General features: G+C 37.2%; 18 protein-coding genes. 7 read left to right on the forward strand and 11 right to left on the reverse strand.

Features of this window, described 5'->3' with window-relative positions:
• Position 1 precedes the first annotated feature (1 nt).
• The 6 genes from Q4534_RS13825 to Q4534_RS13850 all read right to left on the reverse strand — a co-directional run bounded on the left by Q4534_RS13825 (position 2) and on the right by Q4534_RS13850 (position 5,867).
• Complete coding sequence (locus Q4534_RS13825) at positions 2–1,396, reverse strand: TolC family protein (RefSeq protein ID WP_303613738.1); 1,395 nt, start codon at positions 1,394–1,396, stop codon at positions 2–4.
• Positions 1,393–2,748 (reverse strand): HlyD family secretion protein, encoded by a 1,356-nt coding sequence (locus Q4534_RS13830; protein ID WP_303613739.1) that lies wholly within the window; start codon positions 2,746–2,748, stop codon positions 1,393–1,395. Before Q4534_RS13830 ends, Q4534_RS13825 begins: the two co-directional genes overlap by 4 nt.
• Before the next feature lie 4 nt (positions 2,749–2,752).
• Positions 2,753–4,468, reverse strand: a complete 1,716-nt coding sequence (locus tag Q4534_RS13835) for a peptidase domain-containing ABC transporter (protein ID WP_303613740.1) — start codon at positions 4,466–4,468, stop codon at positions 2,753–2,755.
• Positions 4,465–5,139 carry a TetR/AcrR family transcriptional regulator gene (locus Q4534_RS13840; protein ID WP_303613741.1) on the reverse strand — a complete coding sequence of 225 codons (675 nt, stop codon included), beginning with the start codon at positions 5,137–5,139 and terminating at the stop codon, positions 4,465–4,467. Before Q4534_RS13840 ends, Q4534_RS13835 begins: the two co-directional genes overlap by 4 nt.
• Positions 5,140–5,256: 117 nt before the next feature.
• A complete protein-coding gene (locus tag Q4534_RS13845) occupies positions 5,257–5,652 on the reverse strand; it encodes a DUF983 domain-containing protein (protein WP_303613742.1) in 396 nt (131 codons plus the stop codon).
• Positions 5,653–5,663: 11 nt separating this feature from the next.
• A complete protein-coding gene (locus tag Q4534_RS13850; RefSeq protein ID WP_303613743.1) occupies positions 5,664–5,867 on the reverse strand; it encodes a hypothetical protein in 204 nt (67 codons plus the stop codon).
• 261 nt (positions 5,868–6,128) lie between these two features.
• On the opposite strand from Q4534_RS13850, the gene serA reads away from it, so the two are divergent.
• The 6 genes from serA (at position 6,129) to Q4534_RS13880 (ending at position 13,686) form a co-directional block, all read left to right on the forward strand.
• Positions 6,129–8,021, forward strand: coding sequence for a phosphoglycerate dehydrogenase (gene serA / locus Q4534_RS13855; RefSeq protein WP_303613744.1), 1,893 nt, complete (start codon positions 6,129–6,131; stop codon positions 8,019–8,021).
• A gap of 473 nt (positions 8,022–8,494) precedes the next feature.
• Positions 8,495–9,418, forward strand: a complete 924-nt coding sequence (locus tag Q4534_RS13860) for a universal stress protein (RefSeq protein ID WP_303613745.1) — start codon at positions 8,495–8,497, stop codon at positions 9,416–9,418.
• An 81-nt stretch (positions 9,419–9,499) separates the two neighbouring features.
• A complete protein-coding gene (locus Q4534_RS13865; protein ID WP_303613746.1) occupies positions 9,500–10,456 on the forward strand; it encodes a DUF4412 domain-containing protein in 957 nt (318 codons plus the stop codon).
• Positions 10,457–10,481: 25 nt separating this feature from the next.
• A complete protein-coding gene (locus tag Q4534_RS13870) occupies positions 10,482–10,985 on the forward strand; it encodes a dihydrofolate reductase (RefSeq protein ID WP_303613747.1) in 504 nt (167 codons plus the stop codon).
• Positions 10,986–11,077: 92 nt separating this feature from the next.
• Positions 11,078–12,337 carry a competence/damage-inducible protein A gene (locus Q4534_RS13875; protein ID WP_303613748.1) on the forward strand — a complete coding sequence of 420 codons (1,260 nt, stop codon included), beginning with the start codon at positions 11,078–11,080 and terminating at the stop codon, positions 12,335–12,337.
• Positions 12,338–12,420: 83 nt separating this feature from the next.
• Complete coding sequence (locus tag Q4534_RS13880) at positions 12,421–13,686, forward strand: dihydrolipoamide acetyltransferase family protein (RefSeq protein ID WP_303613749.1); 1,266 nt, start codon at positions 12,421–12,423, stop codon at positions 13,684–13,686.
• Here Q4534_RS13880 and Q4534_RS13885 read toward each other — a convergent pair.
• The 3 genes from Q4534_RS13885 to Q4534_RS13895 all read right to left on the reverse strand — a co-directional run bounded on the left by Q4534_RS13885 (position 13,679) and on the right by Q4534_RS13895 (position 17,846).
• On the reverse strand, positions 13,679–16,579 hold the full coding sequence (locus Q4534_RS13885) for an ATP-binding protein (RefSeq protein ID WP_303613750.1): 2,901 nt from the start codon (positions 16,577–16,579) through the stop codon (positions 13,679–13,681). The genes Q4534_RS13880 and Q4534_RS13885 overlap by 8 nt on opposite strands.
• Before the next feature lie 614 nt (positions 16,580–17,193).
• Positions 17,194–17,433: a hypothetical protein gene (locus tag Q4534_RS13890; protein WP_303613751.1), complete on the reverse strand. Its 240-nt coding sequence runs from the start codon at positions 17,431–17,433 to the stop codon at positions 17,194–17,196.
• Positions 17,430–17,846, reverse strand: a complete 417-nt coding sequence (locus tag Q4534_RS13895; RefSeq protein WP_303613752.1) for an OsmC family protein — start codon at positions 17,844–17,846, stop codon at positions 17,430–17,432. Before Q4534_RS13895 ends, Q4534_RS13890 begins: the two co-directional genes overlap by 4 nt.
• 466 nt (positions 17,847–18,312) lie before the next feature.
• Here Q4534_RS13895 and Q4534_RS13900 point away from each other — a divergent pair, with 466 nt between their 5' ends.
• On the forward strand, positions 18,313–19,614 hold the full coding sequence (locus Q4534_RS13900; RefSeq protein WP_303613753.1) for an acetyl-CoA hydrolase/transferase family protein: 1,302 nt from the start codon (positions 18,313–18,315) through the stop codon (positions 19,612–19,614).
• Between the two features lie 52 nt (positions 19,615–19,666).
• Here Q4534_RS13900 and Q4534_RS13905 read toward each other — a convergent pair whose 3' ends face one another.
• Positions 19,667–21,436: a tetratricopeptide repeat-containing sensor histidine kinase gene (locus Q4534_RS13905; RefSeq protein WP_303613754.1), complete on the reverse strand. Its 1,770-nt coding sequence runs from the start codon at positions 21,434–21,436 to the stop codon at positions 19,667–19,669.
• A 466-nt stretch (positions 21,437–21,902) separates the two neighbouring features.
• Complete coding sequence (locus Q4534_RS13910) at positions 21,903–23,204, reverse strand: aminotransferase class V-fold PLP-dependent enzyme (RefSeq protein WP_303613755.1); 1,302 nt, start codon at positions 23,202–23,204, stop codon at positions 21,903–21,905.
• Positions 23,205–23,278: the final 74 nt, after the last annotated feature.

Genomic DNA, 23,278 nt, shown 5'->3' on the forward strand with positions numbered 1-23,278 from the left:
TTTAATATCCCTCAAATCCCAGGCCAGCTGCAGTTCTTATTTTTGAATAGGCTATGATTAGGTCGACATATACACTATTGTAAACCAATTGAGAATCAAATAAACCTTTTTCTCTGGCATTGATTAAAAACAATGAACTCTCTCCCAAATCGAATTTCATTCTTTCCCCCCTTAACAAAGTTTCCAAACTTTTAATATTTTGAGACAAAAAGCTTAATTGGCTTTTTAATACATCGTATTCATTGGTAACTTTCCTAAGTTTGGCAGCCAATTGCTCTAGCTTCAAATCCTTTTTATAATTAACTTCTTTAATTTTTACTCGGGTTAAGCCTAAATCCCCTCTCTCTTTTCGCAACAATAAAGGGGTAGAAACCTGAATACCAAACTTATAATTGTTTTCATAAAACCCTACTTGCTCCAGCCCTCCAAGGGTTTCAGTTAAAAAGTTGTATTTCAATTTAATTTTTGGTTTTAACTGCTCCGCTTTGTATCTGCGCTCAATATTTAAATAGGCCAGGTCATAATCGAGTATCCGTAATTCAGGATGATTGAATAACGCCTGATTAAGATATTCTTCGTCTAATGTCAATCCATTGTTTCCTTCTATTGGCTCAGGTGCTATTGAAGCTGCTAGATCTATAGAATTTTGATCAGCATCCCATAGGTAAACATTTAATTCCTGCATGCTTGAAAAGTAAGTATAACCTGCTTTTTGCAGTTTGATCTCCCGGCTCAATACCTGGGTATAAGCTTCTACTGTATCAATTGCAGGAAGATCTCCTTGTTCAAAACTGCCTTTCACAGCCTTAAATCTTTCCTTAGCCACCCTCAAGCCCTCTTCATTGACCTTCAAATCAGCAAAAGCTCCTGCCCACTTCCAGTAAACAACCGTCGCATCATAGTAGAGGAGATTTAGGCTTTGTCTTCTCTCCTCCTCCGTAGCTTTATTGTATATCTTCGCCTGTTTAAGCGCTGCCCTGCGCTTATCTATCAACAAGCCCTTTCCAACATTAATTGATGCCCCTATAGCATAAAGTCCATTGTCGGGCACATTGTTTTCAGGATTAAGGTAAGCTCCTCGGTTTTTCTCGAAAACACCTTGAAACTCAACTCCGGCAATGGTAGGCGCCACAAGTGCTGCTTCCTTTTTATTGTAATATTCCTTTTCTTGGTACTGTTTCTCATCAATACTCCCATATAAATATGGATCGAATCCCCCACGCGCTTTTCTCACTTCTTGTGTTCCTAGGTCTAAAATCAAATCCGCTTGTTTGGCAAGGGGATGATATTGCTTTACCCATTCCAAGAATTGATCATAGGAGAGCCTGTTGTCTTGTGCCCTTAAAGACATGGACAAAACCATCAACAGTCCAAGTAAACTCAAGCTTTTTTTCATTTGGTCTGTTTTTTCAATTCCTTAGACTCTTGAAGGGTATAATAATCAGGTGGAAATCCATTCATTTGACGCCATATTTCATACCATACAGGAACATCGTTTAGTAAGGCAATGCCATCAGCACCTGCACCAATTCTTAAAGCCTGCGGCCAGGGTTCTTCATCCGGATCAGGCACTACCAGAACCCTATATTTATTATTGGAACTGGTGAAATTGTCTACTGCCATAACTGCACCACCAAATGTTCCATTGGATAGCTCAGGCCAACCTGAAAAAACGATTGCCGGCCAGCCATCAAAAATAAACCTCACTTTACTACCCAATTTCACCAAAGGAAGATCTATTGGGTCAACATATATTTCTACTGCCAAAGAATAATTTTGGGGCATGATACTTATAATCTCGGTGCCCTCCTTTATGGTCTCTCCAAGGCCAACTTGTATGGCTTTGGTTATATAACCGGATTGTGGAGCAAGTACATAATACATTCCAGACCTAACCGTGTAATTGGTCAGTGTGTTTTTCAACTTATTTACCCCAGCCTCTGCGTCATATTGCCCTGAAAGTGCTGTAAATCTTTCCGAATTTACTTTGGCCAGTTTATCCCTAAAATCATTGTCAATGGCATTCAATTCAATTTGGGCAGTAATAAATTCATTTCGACTGCCCAGCAATTTATTTTCTGCGCTCAGGGTTTTTGCCTTAGCTTCTTGAAGCTTTATTTTCCTTGTTTCTAGGTCTGTTAGTGATTTCAAGCCTTCCTCATATAGCTTCTCCATCCTAAGGAATTGTTTTTCCGCCACAGCAAAATTAACCTTTTCTGCCTCCAGCATAATACTATCAGAAAGCACCTTCAAATTGGCTTGCCTAAGTTTATTTTGCCCTTGTTCTTTTCTCAGTTTGTTGTTCTCTTTCAAAGCCGAAAGCTGTTGTTGTTGGGCTTTGATTTTCTCTTCATATGATTTCACTGACAACTCCTTGGCTTCTACCTGTAGTTGTGTTCTGTTCAATAAATCAGGATCCATGTATTGTTCTTTCACTTCGGAGAGATAAAGCACCGTATCTCCTTTTTCTACAAATTCCCCTTCTTGAACATACCATTTTTCAATCCTACCAGCGATAACCGAATGAATGGTTTGGGGCCTATGCTCCGGCTTCAAAGCAGTAACCGTACCTTTAGACCTGAAATTTTGGGTCCAAGGTAGAAAGAGACAGACAAAGCCAGTCATCAACAAATACAATAAGATCCTTATCCTTCTCCTACTTTGGTTACTTGATAGTGTCAACCCATAACTTTCAAAGGAATTGAGATCAATTAATTCTTTGATCGAATTTCTAGAAATATTTAACATATGATTAACGGTTATTCAAGTTGTTTTGGTAAAATTCATAGCCGGGAAAATCCCCATCGTACGCAATTTTTCCGGCTTCCATTACTACTATCTTTTCTGCTCTTTTCAAGAGCGAATTCCTAGCTGTGACCAACACCAGCGTCCAAGGGCCTGAAAAAATAAAATCAAAAACCCTGTCAGACTCTTCTTTGCTCAGGTAATTGAGCTCCTCTTCAAGTAAGAGTAATTGGGGTTTGAAGCATAAACTTCGGGCTAAAATTATTTTACTAATGAGTGAATTATTGAGGCTTTTACCTTCCGGCAAAAGAACAGTTTCCAAGTCATCCTTCAGCCGGTATACAAAATCATTTAGCCCTACAATTTCTAAAACCTCTCTCAATTTTGTTTCGTCCACCCCTTCTTTGCCCACAGTGATGTTCTCCCTTATGGTGCCATGAAATATGGATTGCCTAGACAGGCTATCACCTATCATTGACCTTAACTTTTCCAAGGATAAAGTGTCCATTGGCAATTTGTTGACAATTACATTGCCCTGATAATCCTCCACCAACCCTGCCATTACCTGTAACAAGGTACTTTTTCCTGCCCCACTAGACCCTGTAAGTACTACCTTCTCCCCTTCTTTTATCTCTAGATTGATATTATTAAGTATCGCGTATTTTTTATCATTTGATTGTAGGCTAAGATTTCTAAACCCATAAGCTAAACCTGACATTTCATCATTAAAAACATTCACCTTACCCGATGTACGCTCTAGGTCCATATCCATTATAAGTCCTAGTTTTTCTGTAGCAGTAAGGGTATCGTACACCGTTTCCAAACTAAGAATAATTTTCTCAACTGAATTAATGATAAGTACAATGATGATTTCCGCTGCCACAAACTGACCAATACTAATCTCATTATTCAAAAGCAATAAACTCCCTGCGACCAATAAAATCACAACAATAAGCACCTTAAAAGCAATCAAAGCCTTGAATTGAAAAATTAAGACTGCAAAATGTGAATTCCGGAAATTAACATATTCCTTAACGAGTTCATCCACTTTTTTAAAAGGCAAAGAGGAAAAACCTGAAAGCTTAAATGTTTCTAAAGTTCTTGCTATTTCTTCCAACCAATAGGCCAATGCATATTTTGCTGATGACTCCTTCAGGCTGGTCTTCATCCCTTTTGGACTTGTAAACTTAAATATCAAATATATGGTAAGTACCAAGACCAGGGAGAATATAATAAAAAATGGGTGGTAGATGGCTAGCAATACCAACCCGAAGAAGACCTGAAGTGAAGCAGTACTAAAATCTATTAGCAGTTTTGAAAGTCCCTTTTGTAGATTAATGGTATCAAAAAACCTATTGACCAATTCGGGAGCATAATTACCCCGCAAGGCCTCCATCTTTAACCTTGGTAATCTATACGCAAATTCAATAGCCGATTTACTGAAGACCCGTTGTTGTAATTTTTCAGATAAGTACAGCTGGCTTACTTGCAAAAAGCCACCAAATATTACCCCAAGGGCAACCACGATTACCAAAATAACCCAAGAAGTGGTGAGTCTTCCTCCTAAAATAAAGTTTAGAATTGCCTGAATCCCTAAAGGTAGTGACAAGGAAACCAAGCCATTGAGTACCGCATAAAAATAGATGGCATAGATCTCTCTTTTTTCACTCTTCAGCAAACTAAAAAATCGTTTTAGAGGAGTATTGATTAATTGTTCATTCATCTTTTAAGCGAATTAAAAACCATATTGTAATAAAAGTCCAATTTATTCTGTCCGTTAAAATTATCTTCAATCAAATCTGCCATATACAACTTGCTAAATGCATTCAGGTTGCTTGACCAAATGAGCGTTGAAACCACCACTTTTGGGAAAGGGTAATTGGGCTTATATTGAATAATCAAATCTTTAAAGCGCTCACTAAAATCATAAAACTGATGCAGCATGCTATTTTTCGCATTGCTTTTTAACTCTTTACTCATAAAAGATTTATTCGATTCTTGCATTACAACTTTTTTGAGTGAGCTAATGTTTAGGTAAAGATTTTCCAAATATATGGGCCCTTCTACTACAAGGTTGATTGCCATCTTAACTTTATCTTCAGGGCTTTCCAAGTTGGCTGTGCTATATACAAGGTTATGTTCAAGCCATCCCCAATACCAATTAATGAAGTATAACAATAATTTGTTTTTGTTTTCGAAATACCTGTATATCGCTGCCTCCGTACATTCTACATCACGGGAAAGCATTTTGAAATTAAATGCCTCCATCCCCCTTGCCTCTATTAATGCAAGGCTTTCTGTGAGAATTCTCTTTCCTAATGCTGAACTTATGGGATCTTTAATGAAAATCTCATGACTCACAGGTATATTTATATTTTTCAGTATTCGGTGCATGACAAAATATCAGTAAGCTTAATTCAACAAAAACTATAACGAACATATTTTTTGTAAGTTTAACTAACTTAACACATACAATTTTAGAAGTCGACGTTTAGTGTTGATAAATCGGGTTTATTGAGCTGGATTATTTTTGTTCTCTTGATAAGAAATATCGCCTAGCCAATACAGGTAAAGCACCTTAGAATACCTGAGCATTATGGGCAGTAAAAGCACATTGAAAAACACAACTGAAACAATGTAAACCATAAGGTCAGGATCGTCGAAAACATAATTAAGAACGATCATAACGTTCACAAACAATGCGACAGACAATGCGTAACTAATGTACATGGCACCATAATAAAAGTCCGGCTCCGGGACGAGTTCTGCACCACATTTGGGACAGTTATGATTCACATCAGATAATTTCCGAAAACTAAATACAGAAACCGGGAAGATATTACCTTCCCTACATTTGGGACATTTTGCTTTAGCGATAGCGCCTATTAAGCTATTATTTTCATTCATTTATAAATAAATTAGCGTACTTCGTCCAAATCATAATCTTTCCCTTTCCCCCAGCGCAATAACTCTTCAAGTTCATAATGCTCGAGAGTGTCCAAATCTTTCATTTTGAAGTTCTCCCTGCCGGTTCTTTCCATAACCTCCAAAAATCTGATCTCTCCAAAGTTTACAAGCTTATAAACTCGGCCTACTCTTATATTGTCAATTGCTAAAGGCATTCGGAAAAATTTTTAAATAGGGAAATTATTTATTGTAATCTTCTTCGCCAAAAGTCGAAGAACTCAAAGTTAATTTCTTTTCCTTTTAAAATCCATTTGAGCAGCAAAAGGTTTCATATTTCTGAATTGAATTGGTTTTAAATTTATGATCGGTTAAAAATGCCGGGAATTTCTTGAAATGTTCACAAGTTATTTTATCCTAATAATTAAAATTTCCCCGATAATCTATTAATTTTGCAACTCATAAAAAATTGCTTAAAAATGACCGCCACAAAAAAGTTTATTATTGATTTTGACAGCACTTTTACAAAGGTAGAAGCTTTGGATATTTTAGGTGAAATCAGCCTTAGGGATGATCCTGCCAAAGCTGAAAAGCTACAATCAATAAAGGACATTACCGACCAGGGAATGGAAGGTAAACTCACTTTTAGAGAGAGTCTTGTCAAGCGGGTAGAGATTTTGAATGCCAACAAAGATCAAATCTCTGAATTGATTTCTGAATTAAAGAAAAAGGTTTCAGATTCGTTCCAAAGAAACAAAGAGTTTTTGCTTGAAAACCGAGCTGACATTTATATCATTTCAAATGGTTTTAAGGATTTTGTCAGCCCTATCGTAACAAGTTTCGGAATTAAACCGGAAAATGTCTTTGCCAATGAATTTGTCTATGACGAATCCGGTAAAATCATTGGTTTTAATGAAGACAATCCTTTGTCAAAAAACAATGGTAAGCCTGAAACAATCAAGAAGTTAAAGCTTAGTGGCGACATCTATGTAATCGGAGATGGATACACTGACTATGAAATTAAAGCTTCAGGTGTTGCCAATAAGTTTTATGCCTTTACGGAAAATATTCACAGGCCTTCTGTTTCTTCCAAAGCAGACCATATTGCCCCTAGTTTAGATGAGATTCTCTACGTGAATAAAATGAATAAAAAGTTTTCCTATCCAAAAAGTCGTATCAATGTACTACTATTGGAAAATGTTCACCCAATCGGGGTAGAATTAATGAAAGCGGAGGGCTACAATGTAGAAGTCATCAGTTCTGCACTTTCGGAAGAGGAACTCGCTGAAAAAATCAAAAAGGTATCTGTACTTGGTATTCGCTCCAAAACCCAAGTCACCAAAAAGGTTTTAGAAAATGCAGATAGGTTAATTTCTATTGGTGCTTTTTGTATTGGCACCAATCAAATTGACTTGGAAACATGTCAGGAAAAAGGGATAGCTGTATTCAATGCCCCATTTAGCAATACCAGGTCGGTAGTGGAACTTGCCATTGCAGAGATAATCTTTTTGATGCGTGGTATGATCGACAAAACCACTAATATGCATGAGGGCAAATGGAATAAAAGTGCCAATGGAAGTTTTGAAATCAGGGGTAAGAAACTAGGCATTATTGGCTATGGAAATATCGGCTCACAATTATCTGTTTTGGCTGAAAACATGGGCTTGAATGTATATTATTATGATTTGGTGGAGAGGCTTGCACTGGGGAATGCTACGAAGGTAGATTCTTTGGACGAGCTTCTTGAAAGTTGTGATGTCATTTCCTTACATGTGGATGGACGAAAGGACAATGAACTTTTGCTGGACCAGGAAAAAATCGCCAAAATGAAAAAAGGCGCCTATCTTATCAACCTTAGTAGGGGACATGTGGTGGATGTAGCTGCACTTCGTGATGCTTTAAACTCCGGTCACTTGTCCGGCGCGGGAATAGATGTATTTCCTAAGGAGCCTAAGAACAATACTGAACCCTTCGAATCCGCCTTAAAAGGATTGCCTAACACTATCCTTACTCCCCACATCGGAGGAAGTACTTTGGAGGCACAGCAAAACATTGCTCGATTTGTTCCGGGCAAAATCATTGAGTACATCAATACCGGAAACACTTATAATAGTGTAAACTTCCCAAATATACAGTTGCCTTTCTTGCACGATGCGCACAGGTTAATTCATATTCATTTAAATGAGCCCGGTATCATGGCAAAGATCAATAATGTATTGGCTGATTTTGATATAAACATTGTGGGCCAATACCTCAAAACCAATGAGAAAATTGGCTATGTTATCACTGATATTGACAAAGCTTATAGCAGCAAGGTTATCGATGAATTGAAAGCCATACAAGGCACCATCAGATTTAGAGTATTGTATTAAGACAAAAAAAGGGGGACTGACAAGCAGTCCCCCTTTTAAATATGGTCCGAATCATGGAGTGTTACAAACCTCCAGTTAAACAAGATTTGAGCTGCGCTTTTCTCGCAACCTTCCACTGTTATCCTGCATCATAAATGATACGAGGTCTTTTCTAAGAAAAGATGAGGCCTGGTTTTGAAAATGCGCTTCACTCGGTATATTAATCAATTGTGAAGTTTGAACATGTCGCTGACCCGAACCACAATGCAAATATACAATCAATATGAGGAAACCTCAAACCTCCGCTTCCAGTATTTGCGCTTTACCGCTTAAAAGAGGTAAGTCTCAAGTGCTTATTTAATCTTTTAAAAACAGGCTGTAAAAAATTGTATTAAGAAATTATTTTATTAATTTAAAAACCTTAGGCAATTGATATTTGGCGAGGATAATTACCAATAGCATTCACCTGACAGAACCTTTAATTATTAAAAATAATGTATCAAATCAAAAAAATCATTGTTTGTCTTGACCAATCAGAGATGGACAAAACATTGGTAAAATTTGCCGCATTTATAGCAAAGAGCAACCAATCTAAAAAGATTTATTTCACAAATATTATTAGAAACTTAAGCATCCCTAAGGATGTGTTATCTGAATTCCCTAATCTGATCAATAATATGGTGGAAGAAAGGAAAAGTCAGATGGAACAAGTGGTTAAGGAGAACCTGGATCCTAATTTGAAAATAAACACCAGCTTTGTGGTGAGAGAGGGCCAACTTTCAAAGAAAATACTCAAACTAGCCAGTGAAAAGTCTGCAGATATAATCCTTGTGGGTAAAAAGACCACTATCAGTGGCTCAGGGGTAATCACCCAGCGGTTGGCAAGACGAGCTTCTTGTTCACTTTTAATTGTTCCGGAAAACAGTAGTCCTAAGGTAAAAAAGATTCTTGTTCCAAGTGATTTTTCTGATTATTCCAAAGATGCACTTGAAGAAGCCATTGAAATTACTGAAAAAAATGGAGGCAAATCAGATATCATTTGCCAAAATGTATACTCAGTCCCTTCCGGTTACCATTTTACAGGTAAAACCTATGAAGAGTTTAGTGAAATTATGCTCATGCATGCTGAGGTAAACTACAAAAAATTTATCCGAAAAATTGATACCAAAGGCCACAAAATTAAGCCCCTATACACAAAAGATGAGGACGATGACCCGGTGGTTGACATCATCAATAAGGCAGAAGAAATAGATGCAAACCTTATCATTATTGGTGCAAAAGGCAGAACAGCTGCCACGGCTTTGTTTATAGGTAGCCTGGCAGAAAGACTGATTCAAGTCAATAATAAAGTACCTTTACTTGTAACAAGACCCAAGGGCAAAAATGCCGGCATCATAGAGTATATTCTTGAAATTTAACCTTAAGCCACACGAAGCTCAAACTTTAGGACTTTTTGCGAATATTTCATAACTTTAAATTGTATAACAATAATATATGTCATGAATTTTAAGTCATTGTGTTTTTTATTAGTAGCCTTCTCATTCATCAGCTTTGATGCACATTCCCAACTTTTGCGGAGAATAAAAAGAGCCGCATCTGAAGGGGTTTCAAGAGCTGTGGAAAAGACAGTAGAAAAAGAAGTTGAAAAGGCTACCCAAAGGCAGCTTGAAAAGACTTTTAGAAACCTTTATGGAGACATCGAAGAGAATGCTGACGGAGATACCACCGGTCAAGTGGGTTCTTCAAATGGTTCCTACGACTTCAGCAAAGTCATGGGATCAATCAATATGAATGTTGATACGGAAAGTGACTATAGCTTTACGGGGTTGGCTGTGATAGAAATCAAAAGCACCAATAAAAAAGGGAAAGCAGAAGACCCAATGAGTTTTAACTCCTTTTTGACAGATAATTCTGATTATTATGGAATGGAATTCATAGATCCTGATGGTAAAAATAAGTCCGAAAAGTCGGTGATTATTATGGATCATAAGAACAACGCCACTGTCATTTTGATAGAGAATGAGAAGGAAAAATCCAGCATGGCTTTTGGAATGGATTATGGTGGCATGATGGACAACTATCAGGTTGAAAGTGACGGTTCTTCTCCAGCCAATGTTTCCTTTGAAAAAACAGGTAACACCAAGGAAATATTAGGTTACACCTGTGAAGAGTACCAAATGGTATCTGAAGATGGAGAAGGCACTTATTGGATTAGCAAAGATCCTGTAGAAGGATTGGAAGGTTTTTGGAGCAAAAACAGTCCACTAATCACAAAAAAAATGAAGGAACAAAACAGCTCCTATTTCACCAGCTTCCCTGGTGGTAACATCATGGAAATGTATTTTACAGACAATGAAGAAGGCGTTTCTTCTGAGATGAAAATCATCAAAATTGATACCAACCAACCCAAATCATTTGAGTTGGCCGACTATCCAAATCCAATGAAAGCCAATTAATAATGCTTAAATATTTCCCAATCCATTGATCGTTTCTATTATAGTTGCAAAGGCTACAAACAATGCAATCGGCTTAAAAGGAGACTTGCCTTGGCGCCTTCCAGCAGACCTTAAGCACTTCAAAAAAACTACAGCAGGTCACCATGTAATTATGGGTAGAAAGACCTTTGAGACTTTGCAAAAACCACTTCCCGGCAGAACACATTTAGTGATTACCAGTAACCGAAATTATTCGGTTCCCGAAGGTCATAAAGTAGTACACAGTTTGGAGGAGGCAATTGCCATAGGTAAAGAAAAAGAGCTAGAAAAAATCTTCATCTTAGGGGGAGCAGAGATTTACAAGCTGGCCTTACCTTACTGTCATGAAATGATCATTACTGAGATAGATGCTTATCCTGAAGCAGATACTTATTTCCCGGATTTTGAAAAAGGAGATTGGGTGATTTGCGATAAAAGCACCCATCCCAAAGATGAAAACAATCCATTCAATTTTGCGTTTGTGACCTATAGAAGAAAAGCTGTCCCTTAAAGCAATTTTATAGTAAAGATTTCTCCCAAAAATAATCATTGCTCAAAGGAAACAGTTAATTTTGAAACCAAATAAGGTTAAAACCGTGTCACATGCATAAACCTGTTACAGCAGAAATCATATCCATAGGCGATGAATTGCTCTATGGCCAAATATTGGATACCAATAGTAAATGGTTAAGTGAGGAGATGGATAAAATTGGGGTGAGGGTGAAAAGAAAGACCACCATCGGAGATGATCCTCAAGCCATGAGCCAAGCATTTGAAGCCGCTTCAAAAGAAGTGGACATTGTTTTAATGACCGGAGGCTTAGGACCTACAAAGGATGATTTGACCAAGCATGTTTTGGCAGACTTCTTCAATGCTTCAATAAAATTATTTCCTAAAGCGCTTGAGGATGTGCGAATCTTTTTCGAAAGTAGAGGAAGAGAGCTAACCCCCACCAACCAAAGCCAGGCCAATTTACCTTCCAATTGTACCTATATTCAGAATGCCGTAGGAACGGCTCCGGGAATGTGGTTTGAAGAGAATGGTGTTGCTTGGATGTCTATGCCTGGTGTTCCTCATGAGATGAAATACCTTATGGAGAATGCTGTCATCCCTAAGATCAAAGAGAAATTCAAATTACCTGTTATCTATCATAAATTGATAAAAACAATTGGAATAGGTGAAAGTTGGTTGTCCGACAAGATCAGTGAATGGGAAGAACAATTACCCTCCCATATTCGCTTGGCTTATTTACCCTCCTTGGGTGAAGTTAAACTGAGGTTGACGGCTTTTGGCGAGTCTTTAAACACTTTAATCGAAGAGGTAAATGAGCAAGTCATTCAATTGGAGCCATTGATTTCAGAATACATTTATGGCTATGACAAAGACACTATAGCCTCTGCCTTGGGTCATCAATTGGTTCAACGAAAAGAAAGCCTTGCAATAGCTGAAAGCTGTACGGGTGGATATTTGACCCATGTCATTACCAGCAATCCCGGATCGAGTAATTATTACAATGGATCCATCATTCCCTACCACAATGACTTCAAAGAACAGTTACTTGATGTAAATCCACAAACCCTTTCAACAAAAGGAGCTGTAAGTGAAGAAACTGTAATAGAAATGAGTAAGAAAGTAAGGCTTAAGTTTAAATCCACTTACGGTTTAGCCACCAGTGGGATAGCAGGCCCCGGAGGAGGAACAGATGAGAAGCCAGTAGGACTGGTATGGATCGCTTGTCATGATGGTGAAAATTACCGGACACGTAAGTTACAACTCACAAAAGACCGCCTTATCAATATTCAACTAACAAGTACTGCCTCCTTAAACTTATTGAGGGAGACAATCTTACAAAATACTAAATAAAATTTAGGGATTTTCCTTTTGTAAACCAATTACTAAATTTTAGTTTTATAGCTAGGGAGATTTAAAATATATAAGTAAAAGCTATGGCAACAGTGGAAATGGTGATGCCCAAAATGGGAGAGAGCATTATGGAAGGCACTATACTTTCATGGCTAAAAAAAGAGGGTGACCTTATAGAACAGGACGAATCTGTATTGGAAGTAGCTACGGATAAAGTAGACACAGAGGTACCTGCCACACATGCCGGAGTATTGAAGAAAATACTTGCCAAAGAAGGAGAAATTATTGAAGTAGGGAAACCAATTGCTATAATTGAAGTAAAGGCAGATGATTCTAATGACCTAGACCACCTTCCGGCACTGGACGATCCTTCAATAGGCAACGAAAAAGAGCTTTTACAAGATGTACCGGAATTAACCAATCTTATCCTAGGCAAAGCTTCCTACGATGAGCATTCCAATTTTGAAGAAAAAAGGTTTTACTCTCCTCTAGTTCAAAGCATTGCAAACCAAGAAAATGTAAGCGCTTTGGAATTAGAAGAAATTTCAGGATCAGCTAAAGGTGGTAGGGTTACCAAAAAAGATATCCTGGATTATATTTCAAAGAGAGATGTTGCCCAAGCATCCTCTGTATCCGGTCAAACAGACGAGATCCTAGAGATGGATAGGATGAGGAAGATGATTGCGCAAAGAATGCTGGATTCTAAAAACATTTCTGCTCATGTCACCTCTTTTGTTGAAGCGGACTTGACGAATATCGTACTTTACCGCAATAGAATAAAGGATGATTTCCTAGCGAAGCAAGGTGAGAAAATCACCTTCACTCCTTTTTTCGTTCAGGCCATTGCCAAAGCCCTAAAAGACTTCCCCATGATGAATATATCTGTAGAAGGAGATAAAATCATCAAGAAAAAAGACATCAACATAGGTGTTGCTGTAGCCTTAGCCAATGGAAATCTAATTGTTCCTGTAATTAAAAATGCAGACAAATTAACCCTTGCAGGTCTATCGAAAAAAATAAATGAACTTGCCTTAAGAGCTAGAGAGAATAGGCTGGGTGCAGAGGAACTAAAAGGTGGAACATACACCTTATCTAATATTGGATCTTTTGGGAATATTATGGGCACCCCAATTATTGTTCAACCACAGGTTGGCATATTGGCAGTGGGCACAATCACTAAAAAGCCTGCAGTTATTGAATCTCCAGCTGGAGATATGATTGGGATACGACATAAAATGATTTTATCCCACTCTTATGATCATAGGGTGGTGGACGGCGCACTAGGTGGCATGTTTGTAAAAAAAGTGGCAGACTACTTGGAATCCTTTGATACGAAAACGATTATTTAAATCCGTTTTCTTTCCAAAGAATACAATTCTTGATTTTTTCTACGATCTGATGAATCTTCACAGGTTTGGTTAGATACGCATTCATCCCGATATTCATGGCTAGCTCTATGTCTTCCTTAAACACACTGGCAGACAAACCAACAATCATCGTTTTTCGACCATAGGCCATTCCCCTGATGACTTTAGTCGCATCCATCCCATTCATCCTTGGCATTTGATTGTCCATAAAAATCAAGTCAAAACGCTTACTTTCCACTGAACTGATGGCTTCAACACCATTCAAGGCCACTTCCGGTGTATACCCCATTTGCGACAAAAGCATCAGCATAAATTTCAGGTTTATGTCATTATCTTCTACCAACAAAATATCAAGGGGATGTTCTTCAGCTAATACCTCAATGGCTTGATTTTCACTTTTCAAAAATGATTCCTTTGGATCATTTACTTTTTCTTCGCTTCCTTGAGAAATAAGTGCAAAGGTAAAAGTTGATCCTTGGTCAATCTCACTTTCAATATGGAGCACCCCTCCCATAAGCTCTATTAGCTTATTCGCAATTGCCAAGCCCAGTCCTGTTCCTTTATAATCGCCATTTGAAGACTCACTTGCTTGAGTAAATGGCTTAACCAACTGTGGAATCTTTTCTTTGGCAATACCAACTCCATTGTCCTTAACTGTACAGGTCAGTATTAGATTTTTGGTAAAGATTAACTCGCCACTTATACAAATATCAATATGACCTCCTACTTTGGAAAATTTTACGGCGTTCCCTATGATATTAAAAAAGATCTGGGCCAATTTATCTTTATCCAGAATAATTATTTTAGGGATATTTTTTTCAATTTTTAAGTTAATGACCAGTGAATTCTGCTGAACCATTCCGGAAAACACCTTTATGATTTTTTCCAATTCGGCAGTTAAATTCATGGCAACCGGATCCAACTCCATTTTTCCTGCCTCAATCTTAGAATAATCAAGAATATCATTCACAATATTCAATAAAGATTCCCCTGAATCACTAATAATTGATAGAAGTTCATTTTGCTCTTTGGAAAGTTCGGTCTTAAATAATAAGCCGGTGATCCCTAATAGTCCATTCAGAGGTGTTCTAATTTCATGGCTCATATTAGCCAAGAAACTGGATTTCTCCCTATTTGCGAGCTCTGCTGCCTCTTTGGCTTCGCTAAGGCCGCGCTCCCATAGTCGTTGTCCGGTAATGTCACGTGCCACTGAAATCACCCTATCTTCGTCCAGTTTAAAAAACCTGACTTCAAAATACCTACGTCCTATATCCAATAGCAAGTCCAACTCTTCAGTCTGCATTTTGCCTGTCAATATCACTTTGTTGAAAGCACGCATTGCTTTTTCCCCGGCTTCACCACCCAAAACATCACTGATTTTCTTACCCAGGGATTGAGCAGGAGGGACTACCAAAAGCTCTTCTTGCTGCACGTAATAATCAAGGTAAACGCCTTGATTATTGTAAATAAAAATAATATCCGGCAAGCAGTTTAGCACTGACCGCAGTCTGTTTTCACTTTTTATTAATTCCTGATCCGCTCTATATTTGGCATTGATGTCTGTGAAAATCCCGACAGATCCTTCATAATTTAAATCGTTGTTATAAATTAATTTTTCAAAAATTTTACCCCTGATGGAATCACCATTTTTCAATTCCGATGTGAATTCAAAATGGTAAACTCCTTCTTTCTTTTCAATAAGCGCTTGCCTAGATTCCAAAAACTCATCTCTTTCAACAATGATTAAGTCTGTAACCGAAAGGCCTAACAACTCCTCCGGGCTGTAACCCAAAACTTCCCTTACATTTTCACTTACCTTATATATTTTATCTTCCCGATCTTGATAATAAATAAAGCCCTTGGACTGCTGAAGCAAGATGGTCTGTTGCTTTAATAATTGATTTAGATTTTTGGATTTTTTTTCAAGAAAATTACTGTTCTCTTTGGTGATTTTGAAATACTTAAAAATAAATGCTACAACTATTGCCAAAAGGGCTAGCAAAGCCGCAAATAAATGAAAATAATTTCCGAAAATACCCGCATCAATCGACGGCTTTTCCTGAACAAAAACAAAGGCAAAATTTTCGTCTAGATTCACTAATTTAAAAGGATACTGAACCAAGAGAAACTCTTTGGCCTCCTCTCTACTATTTTCTGAGATATGGCTCCAATAATTCCCTTCTACCCCACTTTCAATTTCTTGAACAATTTCACTTTGTATTATTTCATCCTGAAACAATACCGGTCCATTGTTATTTAATTTATAAAAACCGTTCTTTCCATAAACCAGTTTATCTGTCTTGGGTCCCAAGTAATATTTAACCAATAGGTCTTCAAAATATTTCTTAAGGTTTAATTTTACAGCAACTTTAACATTTCCAGCATTGGATTGGAGGACCAATGATGATGCATCAATAAACCCCCTCTTCCAATCACTCTCTAGTGGATTTGAAATCAGCTTATTATTTTCACCCAAGGTATATATACAACCAATATCTCCGGTACGAACACTTAAAGTATCAATCAATTGATTGTAAGTACTTAACAACTTCCGCACCCTGAGGGAGTCAATTTTTTCAGAATTTCCATCCAAGACTTCTCGATTGATAAGTTCTTGGTTTTCAACAAAAAAAAGTAAATCCTCATTGAAATTATTGAAGGACCTCTGGGCTTCATGGGCCGCAAATTCCACTTCCTTATTTAAGAAAAAAGTCCTGTTTTCTATTAGATTTTTAGAAATAGAATTGTAAAAAAATAGCGCTAGAAGCAAGGTGAATGCTATTGACACACCTCCTAGGCCTATCAACCACCAGCGATTTTTAGGCGCTGGTGGTTGTAGAATTTCATATTTCTGAAAATTACTGTTTTTGGTCATCTATTTATTAATAGGGTACCGACCCTTATCATTTTTACTTCTCTCAAGTGTTTGTAATAACCTGTTATTTCTTATCTCCATTGATTATCGTTTTAATAATTAAAAGTCTTAAAAGGAACCAACTGTTCTTAAAGCACTTGAAGGATTATACCGTAAATTTTTGGTGACTCTAAAAATTCCTTAACTATCCTTGCCAATTATAAATATTAAAGGGCTCACACATAGACTAAGTCCCTTCATAGTTTTCCCATAGACCCTTGTCTGATTTCAAGAAATGGCACAATAAATTCGGCATACACTTTAGCAAAACTTTTAAGTTTCTGAAATAATTCTCATTCAATCATCACAGGTTTTATTTAAGATGAAGAAACCAAGAGGTGATTACCTTGGCCAACTTCCACCATAAGACTTTATCGTAAAAATGAATAAATTCAAAATATCATTTTCAATTAACAGCAAAGCAACTTTCTCTATTCGAATTAAAGCATCTAATAATAACAAAGAATTAGAATTATAAGCATTTACATCCGATAAACAAGAAGAAGATAACAAAAATGTAATAATAAAAACGAAAAATAAATATTACATCTTTAAATATTTAAATTAATACAAATTTAAAAATTTTTTGTTACATTCTGAAGAGATTGATGCATTTCATCAAACCTTTTTTTCACTTCTTCAAAGAAGTTTCCTCTCATTAGATCTTCTAAATCACTTTCTTCAAGTACATCCATCGAAGGTACTTTGAAAGTTTGCTCCATATTACCAAGTTCAAATTTCAGAATATATTTGTTGTTCCATTCGAACAAACTAATCCTTATCCCTTCTTTGACAAGTTCATTAACGACCCTCATAAAGGCTTTTTAATCTCTGTTGAATAGGTAATTGTAGATTTCAAGCTAGAAGCCACAGAGCAATACTTATCTACGGCCAACTTAATTACTTTCTCAAACTCCAACTCAGTCGCATCAGGAGAGGTTAGGGTGAAATGTAAATGAATAGACTTGTAGAAGGCCGGTGTTCCATCATTTCTTATTCCTTCAGCATGTATTTCAAAATTCACCACTTGTTTACGCTTTTTCTTCATCATTAGCACAGCATCCACTGCAGAGCACCCAGCCAATCCGGAAAGCAATAGCTCCATAGGCGATTGATGTTTCTTTTCAGCGCTATCATACATGTCCATTTGGACTTTATTCCCTTCAGGGTTGACTGATTCGTATTCTCGGTCAGCAACCATATGAAGTCTTATTTCTTTCTTATTCATAACAATTGAATTTAATTTTCTATGATTTATAATCTATTTAATATTTTAGGAAACAAAATTAAGCAAGGTTATGCTTATAATTAAAAAATTGAAGGTCCAAGATTAAAAAAATAGTGCCCTTAGCAAGCGAAAAAACTTATTATTAATAAAAATTAACGTTTCCATGCCAATCAGGGTTGACTGTGCACCTATATTTTTTTGCTGAAATAGCATTTTTTCAAAAACTAATAGTTTCGATTGGCAAGCCATTGGTCCAAACATAGAGGGGTAGCTACAATGAAGGAGGTTATGGCATTCAAATCAATAAGGACAGGTTTTCAACAAGCTTCCATTGTTAATAATTGGCATCACCTTTCAATAAATTGTAACTTTAGCAGATCAAAAGTATACCTGAAAATATCCCTACTTTTAATGGTTTATTCTTTAAATTTCAATTTTTATCCTGACAAATAAAATTTCACCTTCAATGAGAAATCATATTAAAATCGTACAGCCCGAAGAAGCTGTAAGTTTCGTAAAAAGCAACCAAAGAATCTTTATTCATGGCAGTGCTGCTACACCATTAGCATTGCTAAATGCTTTGGCTGATAGGAAACATGAATTGAGCAATGTAGAAGTAGTATCGATCACTACTTTAGGCAAAATGCCTTTGGCAGACCAATCATGCAAGGGAAGTTTTTATTTAAACTCCTTATTTGTCTCAGAGAATATCAGAACTGCAGTAAACAGTGATCAAGGAGGATATGTGCCTGTTTTTTTAAGTGAAATCGGGCGCCTCTTTAGAAAAAAAATCTTAGCCATAGACGTGGCTTTTATCAATGTTTCTCCACCGGATCAACACGGGTACTGCTCCTTAGGCACCTCAGTTGATGTTGCCAGACCGGCTGTAGATACTGCAGGTATAGTAATAGCCCAAATAAATAAACAAATGCCCAGAACAATGGGTGATGGACAAATACATGTAAGTAAAATAGATGCTGCTATCCAAGTAGATGAACCCTTACCGGAAGTAAATTACTCCTCTAAGCTTCAAGAGGCTGACTATAAAATCGGTAGTTATATTGCCGAAATGATTGATGATGGTTCTACGCTTCAATTGGGCATTGGAGGAATTCCTGATGCGGTCTTAAAATCCCTTACAAACCACAAAGACTTGGGCATTCATACGGAAATGTTCTCCGACGGGGTAATTGATCTATTTAATTCTGGGGCTATTACTAACAAATACAAAGTAAAACATCCCGGGAAAATTGTTTCCTCTTTTGTTATAGGAACCAAAAAACTGTACGAGAGCATCCATGACAACCCTGCTTTTTCGTTTCATGAGGCAGCTTATGTAAATGATACGGCAACAATAAGACGAAATCCAAAAGTAATCTCCATCAATTCATGCGTGGAGATAGACCTCACCGGACAGGTTTGCGCAGACTCCATCGGTAGTTATCATTATTCCGGAGTAGGTGGCCAAATGGATTTTATTAGAGGAGCAGCACTGTCAGATGATGGCAAACCTATAATGGCATTGCGGGCCACCACAAATAAAGGCCAATCCAAAATCACACCATTTCTAAAACAAGGCGCAGGGGTGGTAACCACCAGAGCACATGTTCACTATGTAGTAACCGAGTATGGAACAGCTTATTTGTATGGCAAAAACCTTTCTCAAAGAGCGCATGAATTAAAAAAAATAGCTGCTCCCGAACACCAAGAAGAGTTGGATCGGGCAATCTTTGATCGATTTGGCAGTTTTATTTATCCTTTCAAATAAGGCATTTAACCTTAGCTTCTATTTGCCTTTTTCCCTAGATTGGCATTGGGAGCTAAGGTTGAATTCTTTTAAAATACAAAATAAAGTGCGTTCCTTCACCTTCTCTACTTTCCATTTTCAAATCACCTCCATTCAGGTCTAGAAATTGCTTTACAAGTAAAATACCCAAACCTGTTCCTTTCTCATTGGCAGTCCCCCTCACTGATGGAATTCTTGCATAATCTTTCCCGTTAATCATCTCATGATATTTACCTTCAATTCCAACTCCAGAATCTTCAATATGACATATGACAAAGTTTTCATTCATTTTATAATGGATTTTAATTAACCCATGCTCCGGAGTAAACTTTATGGCATTTCCAATTAGGTTTTGAATGATGATTTTTAGTTGAACCTTGTCAATGATTATATCAATATTCTGTGCTATTTGATGATCCGTGTTTAAAAGTTTCGTCTTGATCTGAAAACTATATCCTAGCAATACCTCCGTTACAGTTTGTGGCAGGTTTACCATTGAAGGATTAGGTTTCACCCCATCCATTTGCCGGTTGGCCCATTGCAAGAGCTCGTTGAGCATTATTTCAGTATTTCTTATTTGTACAGCCAATAGCTCGTATGCCTCATTCTCATCCTCTACACTGAAATACCCCTTCCCTTTCATTTCCAACAATTGCTTTATGGAATTTATTGGTGACCTTAAGTCATGAGAAATAATACTCAAAAGTTTGGTCTTAGCCAGGTTCATTTCAAGTAAACTCTTATTTTGCTGATCTATGTGATGCTTCTGTTTTTCTATTGCTTTGTTTTTCTTTTGGAGAGAAACGTTGAAACGCTCTTTTAAAATCACATTTTTACGAAAAAAGTAAATGGCAAAACCTGAGAAAATCACCATAAGGCTTAGAAAAATCAAAAGCCTATTCCTTTGCTTAAGCAAAGCCTGATCTTTTTCACTTTCAACTTTTAAATTCTCATTTTCTGCTTGTGTTAACTTCAATTGCAACCTGGCTATCTGCCTACTTTTTTCTTCATTAAAAAGACTGTCTCCATATGCCTTACTTAAGGATAAAAAATGATAGGCTTGTTCAAACTCTTTTCGTTTTTTATATATTTCACTTAGTAGCTGAGTAATTTTCTCCAAATCCCAATGAGCCCCGTGACTGACAGCAGAACCATAGGCCGCCTTACCCAAAGTCAATGCTTCATTATAGGATTCACTTTCAAACTTTAATTGTGCTAAGCCGGTCAACGCAAAGGTCTTTTCCCAGTTTGAGAGAGTCAGGCTATCTTGAAGCACCATAATATATTTCTCCGAGGCCTTTTCCAAGTCCCCCATTTCATGGTAGACTTTGGCAGTTCGGTTATTTACCATCAGATTTAAGTGCTTATTGGGGAAATTGGTCAAGTAATCACTTGCTGCCTTCAGGTGATTCATGGATAATTTAAGGTCTCCGGACTCATTCTCTAGTATTCCTAAGTTGAAATGATTTTTTGCTAATCTGACGCTGTCATTCAAGGAATAATTAATCGCTAAACATTCCTCAAATATACTTTTTGCCAACTCATACTCTCCTTCCACCATTAGCACCAACCCCCTACCATTCAAGGCAATTTCTTTTTCTATAACGGCCTCAGCTTGTACAGCAAACTCATAAGCCAACAAATACCGTCTTAAAGCAAGCTCATATTCTCCAGAAATATAATAAACTGCCCCTTCTTGATTATTGATCCTTGCATTTAATCTGGGATCTTCGATATTTTTAGCCAATTCTTTTGCCTGGCTTACATAAGAAATAGCCTTTTCCTTATGATCGTACTGGACCATTGCAGAGGCTTTAAGTAAGGAGTCTATGGTTTGTAAATCGCTGGAAAAAGATTGTAGTGGAACTAAACAAACAGCGCAAAAAAATAAAATTTTCAAATAAAGCATATTACTAAAACTACCCATTCAATTTCTACAAGCCTGGTTTTCTATTAAATTGTTACTGCACTGCAGGAATACCTTTATGGTAAACTTAAAGATAATCAAAAGGACGAAAAAATAGCTATACAAATCTTTAATCACCTGTTTTACAATGCAAAAAGCAATTCAAAGACCTTTTTTATTGCAAAAAAATAAAAGAAATAACCTAATGGGCAAGGAGTTAACATAGCTAGAGATTTATGATCCTTATTTCTTTTAATCAGCTATTTTTTATTGAAACAACTTAAGCATTTTGGCTAAAAAAAAAACCGTTGTCAAACCTATGAGGTCCGAACCAACGGCTTTTGTAACTAGAATTCCTTGTTTTTTATTTGGCAGCCAATTCCTCTAAAGCTTTAACCAACCTATCCAAATCACTAGGTTTGGTGTATACATGTGGTGACACCCGGACAACATCTATATTTTCGTAACTGACAGGTGAAGTATGAATTTTATACTTTTTCAAAAGCGTACTTTCAAGTTCTCTGGGTGTCATACCATCTATAGACACTCCTGCGATCACACAGCTGTAGTCAGCCTTCAACGAAGTGTGCAGTTTCACTCCCGGTATTTTAATTGCTTTTTCAGCCCAATAATTCTTTAAGTACCTGGCACGTGCTTCTTTCCGTTTTTTCCCTATACCATTATGGAAATTAATCGCTTCTCCTATTCCCTGCTCCAATGGGAAACTGCGGGTGCCAAGTGATTCAAACTTTCTGATATCACCTCTAGTAGGATCTTGATCACAGAATAAAGGCCATACCTTAGAAATATGTTCTTTTTTAATCCACATCATGCCTGTGCCTATGGGAGCAGAAAGGTACTTATGAAGGCTGGTACCAAAATAATCTGCCTCCAAGTCAGGAATATTAAAATCCAATAACCCGAAAGAATGCGCACCATCAACAATCACTTCAAGGCCTCTTTCATGAGCCATTTGGCAAATTTTCTTCACCGGCATGATCTGCCCAACCCAATTGATCACATGGGTCACATGTATGATTTTGGTTTTAGGAGAAATTGCCTTTCTATACATATCCACAATAAACTCATCATCCTCAATTGGAAAATCGAAAGACAGCTGTTTGTAAACAATCCCCTCTCTCAAGGCCCTTTGCTTCCATGCATTCATCATATTGGGATAATCCTGAATACTGCCTATTACCTCATCCCCTTTGTTTAAATCTAACCCATGAATCACCGAATTGAGTGCTTCTGTTGCATTTCTATTGATGCCAATTTCCTCAGGATCACATCCCCCAAGATCTGCCAATTTTTGTCGCAGTGGCTCTCTCCCTTGATCCAAGATTCTCCACATATAATAAGAAGGGGCCATATTAGCCATTTTATCATATCGGTCTACGGCATCTAGCACCAATTTAGGACTAGGAGAAACTCCGCCATTGTTAAGGTTCAGTACCGGAGAAGAGCTTGCAGGATAGGCCTGTTGAATCAAAGACCAATAATCCTCGTTGCTTGCCATTTCTTCCGGACTTAAATCTTTATAAATATTGGCTTTCTTTTCAAAATCCTCTGCATGCAATTGGTTAAAAAGACTACCCGATGAAAATGCGCCGGCCAGTACCAATGATTTTTTGAAAAAGCTTCTTCTGTTTGGACTATTATTCATTTTTTCTTTTTTAATGCTGAGCTGAAATTCACACTCACTAATTCAAAATTTAGTAAAATAGGTTTCTGGGCATT

The sequence above is a fragment of the Cyclobacterium sp. 1_MG-2023 genome, from assembly GCF_030546805.1.
Lineage (GTDB): Bacteria > Bacteroidota > Bacteroidia > Cytophagales > Cyclobacteriaceae > Cyclobacterium.

Excerpts from the sequence above, each read along its gene's own strand:
- Q4534_RS13890 (WP_303613751.1), bottom strand. The coding sequence starts at position 17,433 with ATGAGGGTCGTTAATGAACTTGTCAAAGAAGGGATAAGGATTAGTTTG.
- Q4534_RS13900 (WP_303613753.1), top strand. The coding sequence starts at position 18,313 with ATGAGAAATCATATTAAAATCGTACAGCCCGAAGAAGCTGTAAGTTTC.
- Q4534_RS13850 (WP_303613743.1), bottom strand. The coding sequence starts at position 5,867 with ATGCCTTTAGCAATTGACAATATAAGAGTAGGCCGAGTTTATAAGCTT.
- Q4534_RS13860 (WP_303613745.1), top strand. The coding sequence starts at position 8,495 with ATGTATCAAATCAAAAAAATCATTGTTTGTCTTGACCAATCAGAGATG.
- Q4534_RS13895 (WP_303613752.1), bottom strand. The coding sequence starts at position 17,846 with ATGAATAAGAAAGAAATAAGACTTCATATGGTTGCTGACCGAGAATAC.
- Q4534_RS13830 (WP_303613739.1), bottom strand. The coding sequence starts at position 2,748 with ATGTTAAATATTTCTAGAAATTCGATCAAAGAATTAATTGATCTCAAT.
- Q4534_RS13835 (WP_303613740.1), bottom strand. The coding sequence starts at position 4,468 with ATGAATGAACAATTAATCAATACTCCTCTAAAACGATTTTTTAGTTTG.
- Q4534_RS13825 (WP_303613738.1), bottom strand. The coding sequence starts at position 1,396 with ATGAAAAAAAGCTTGAGTTTACTTGGACTGTTGATGGTTTTGTCCATG.
- Q4534_RS13845 (WP_303613742.1), bottom strand. The coding sequence starts at position 5,652 with ATGAATGAAAATAATAGCTTAATAGGCGCTATCGCTAAAGCAAAATGT.
- Q4534_RS13840 (WP_303613741.1), bottom strand. The coding sequence starts at position 5,139 with ATGCACCGAATACTGAAAAATATAAATATACCTGTGAGTCATGAGATT.
- Q4534_RS13910 (WP_303613755.1), bottom strand. The coding sequence starts at position 23,204 with ATGAATAATAGTCCAAACAGAAGAAGCTTTTTCAAAAAATCATTGGTA.
- Q4534_RS13880 (WP_303613749.1), top strand. The coding sequence starts at position 12,421 with ATGGCAACAGTGGAAATGGTGATGCCCAAAATGGGAGAGAGCATTATG.
- serA (WP_303613744.1), top strand. The coding sequence starts at position 6,129 with ATGACCGCCACAAAAAAGTTTATTATTGATTTTGACAGCACTTTTACA.
- Q4534_RS13905 (WP_303613754.1), bottom strand. The coding sequence starts at position 21,436 with ATGGTCCAGTACGATCATAAGGAAAAGGCTATTTCTTATGTAAGCCAG.
- Q4534_RS13865 (WP_303613746.1), top strand. The coding sequence starts at position 9,500 with ATGAATTTTAAGTCATTGTGTTTTTTATTAGTAGCCTTCTCATTCATC.
- Q4534_RS13875 (WP_303613748.1), top strand. The coding sequence starts at position 11,078 with ATGCATAAACCTGTTACAGCAGAAATCATATCCATAGGCGATGAATTG.
- Q4534_RS13885 (WP_303613750.1), bottom strand. The coding sequence starts at position 16,579 with ATGACCAAAAACAGTAATTTTCAGAAATATGAAATTCTACAACCACCA.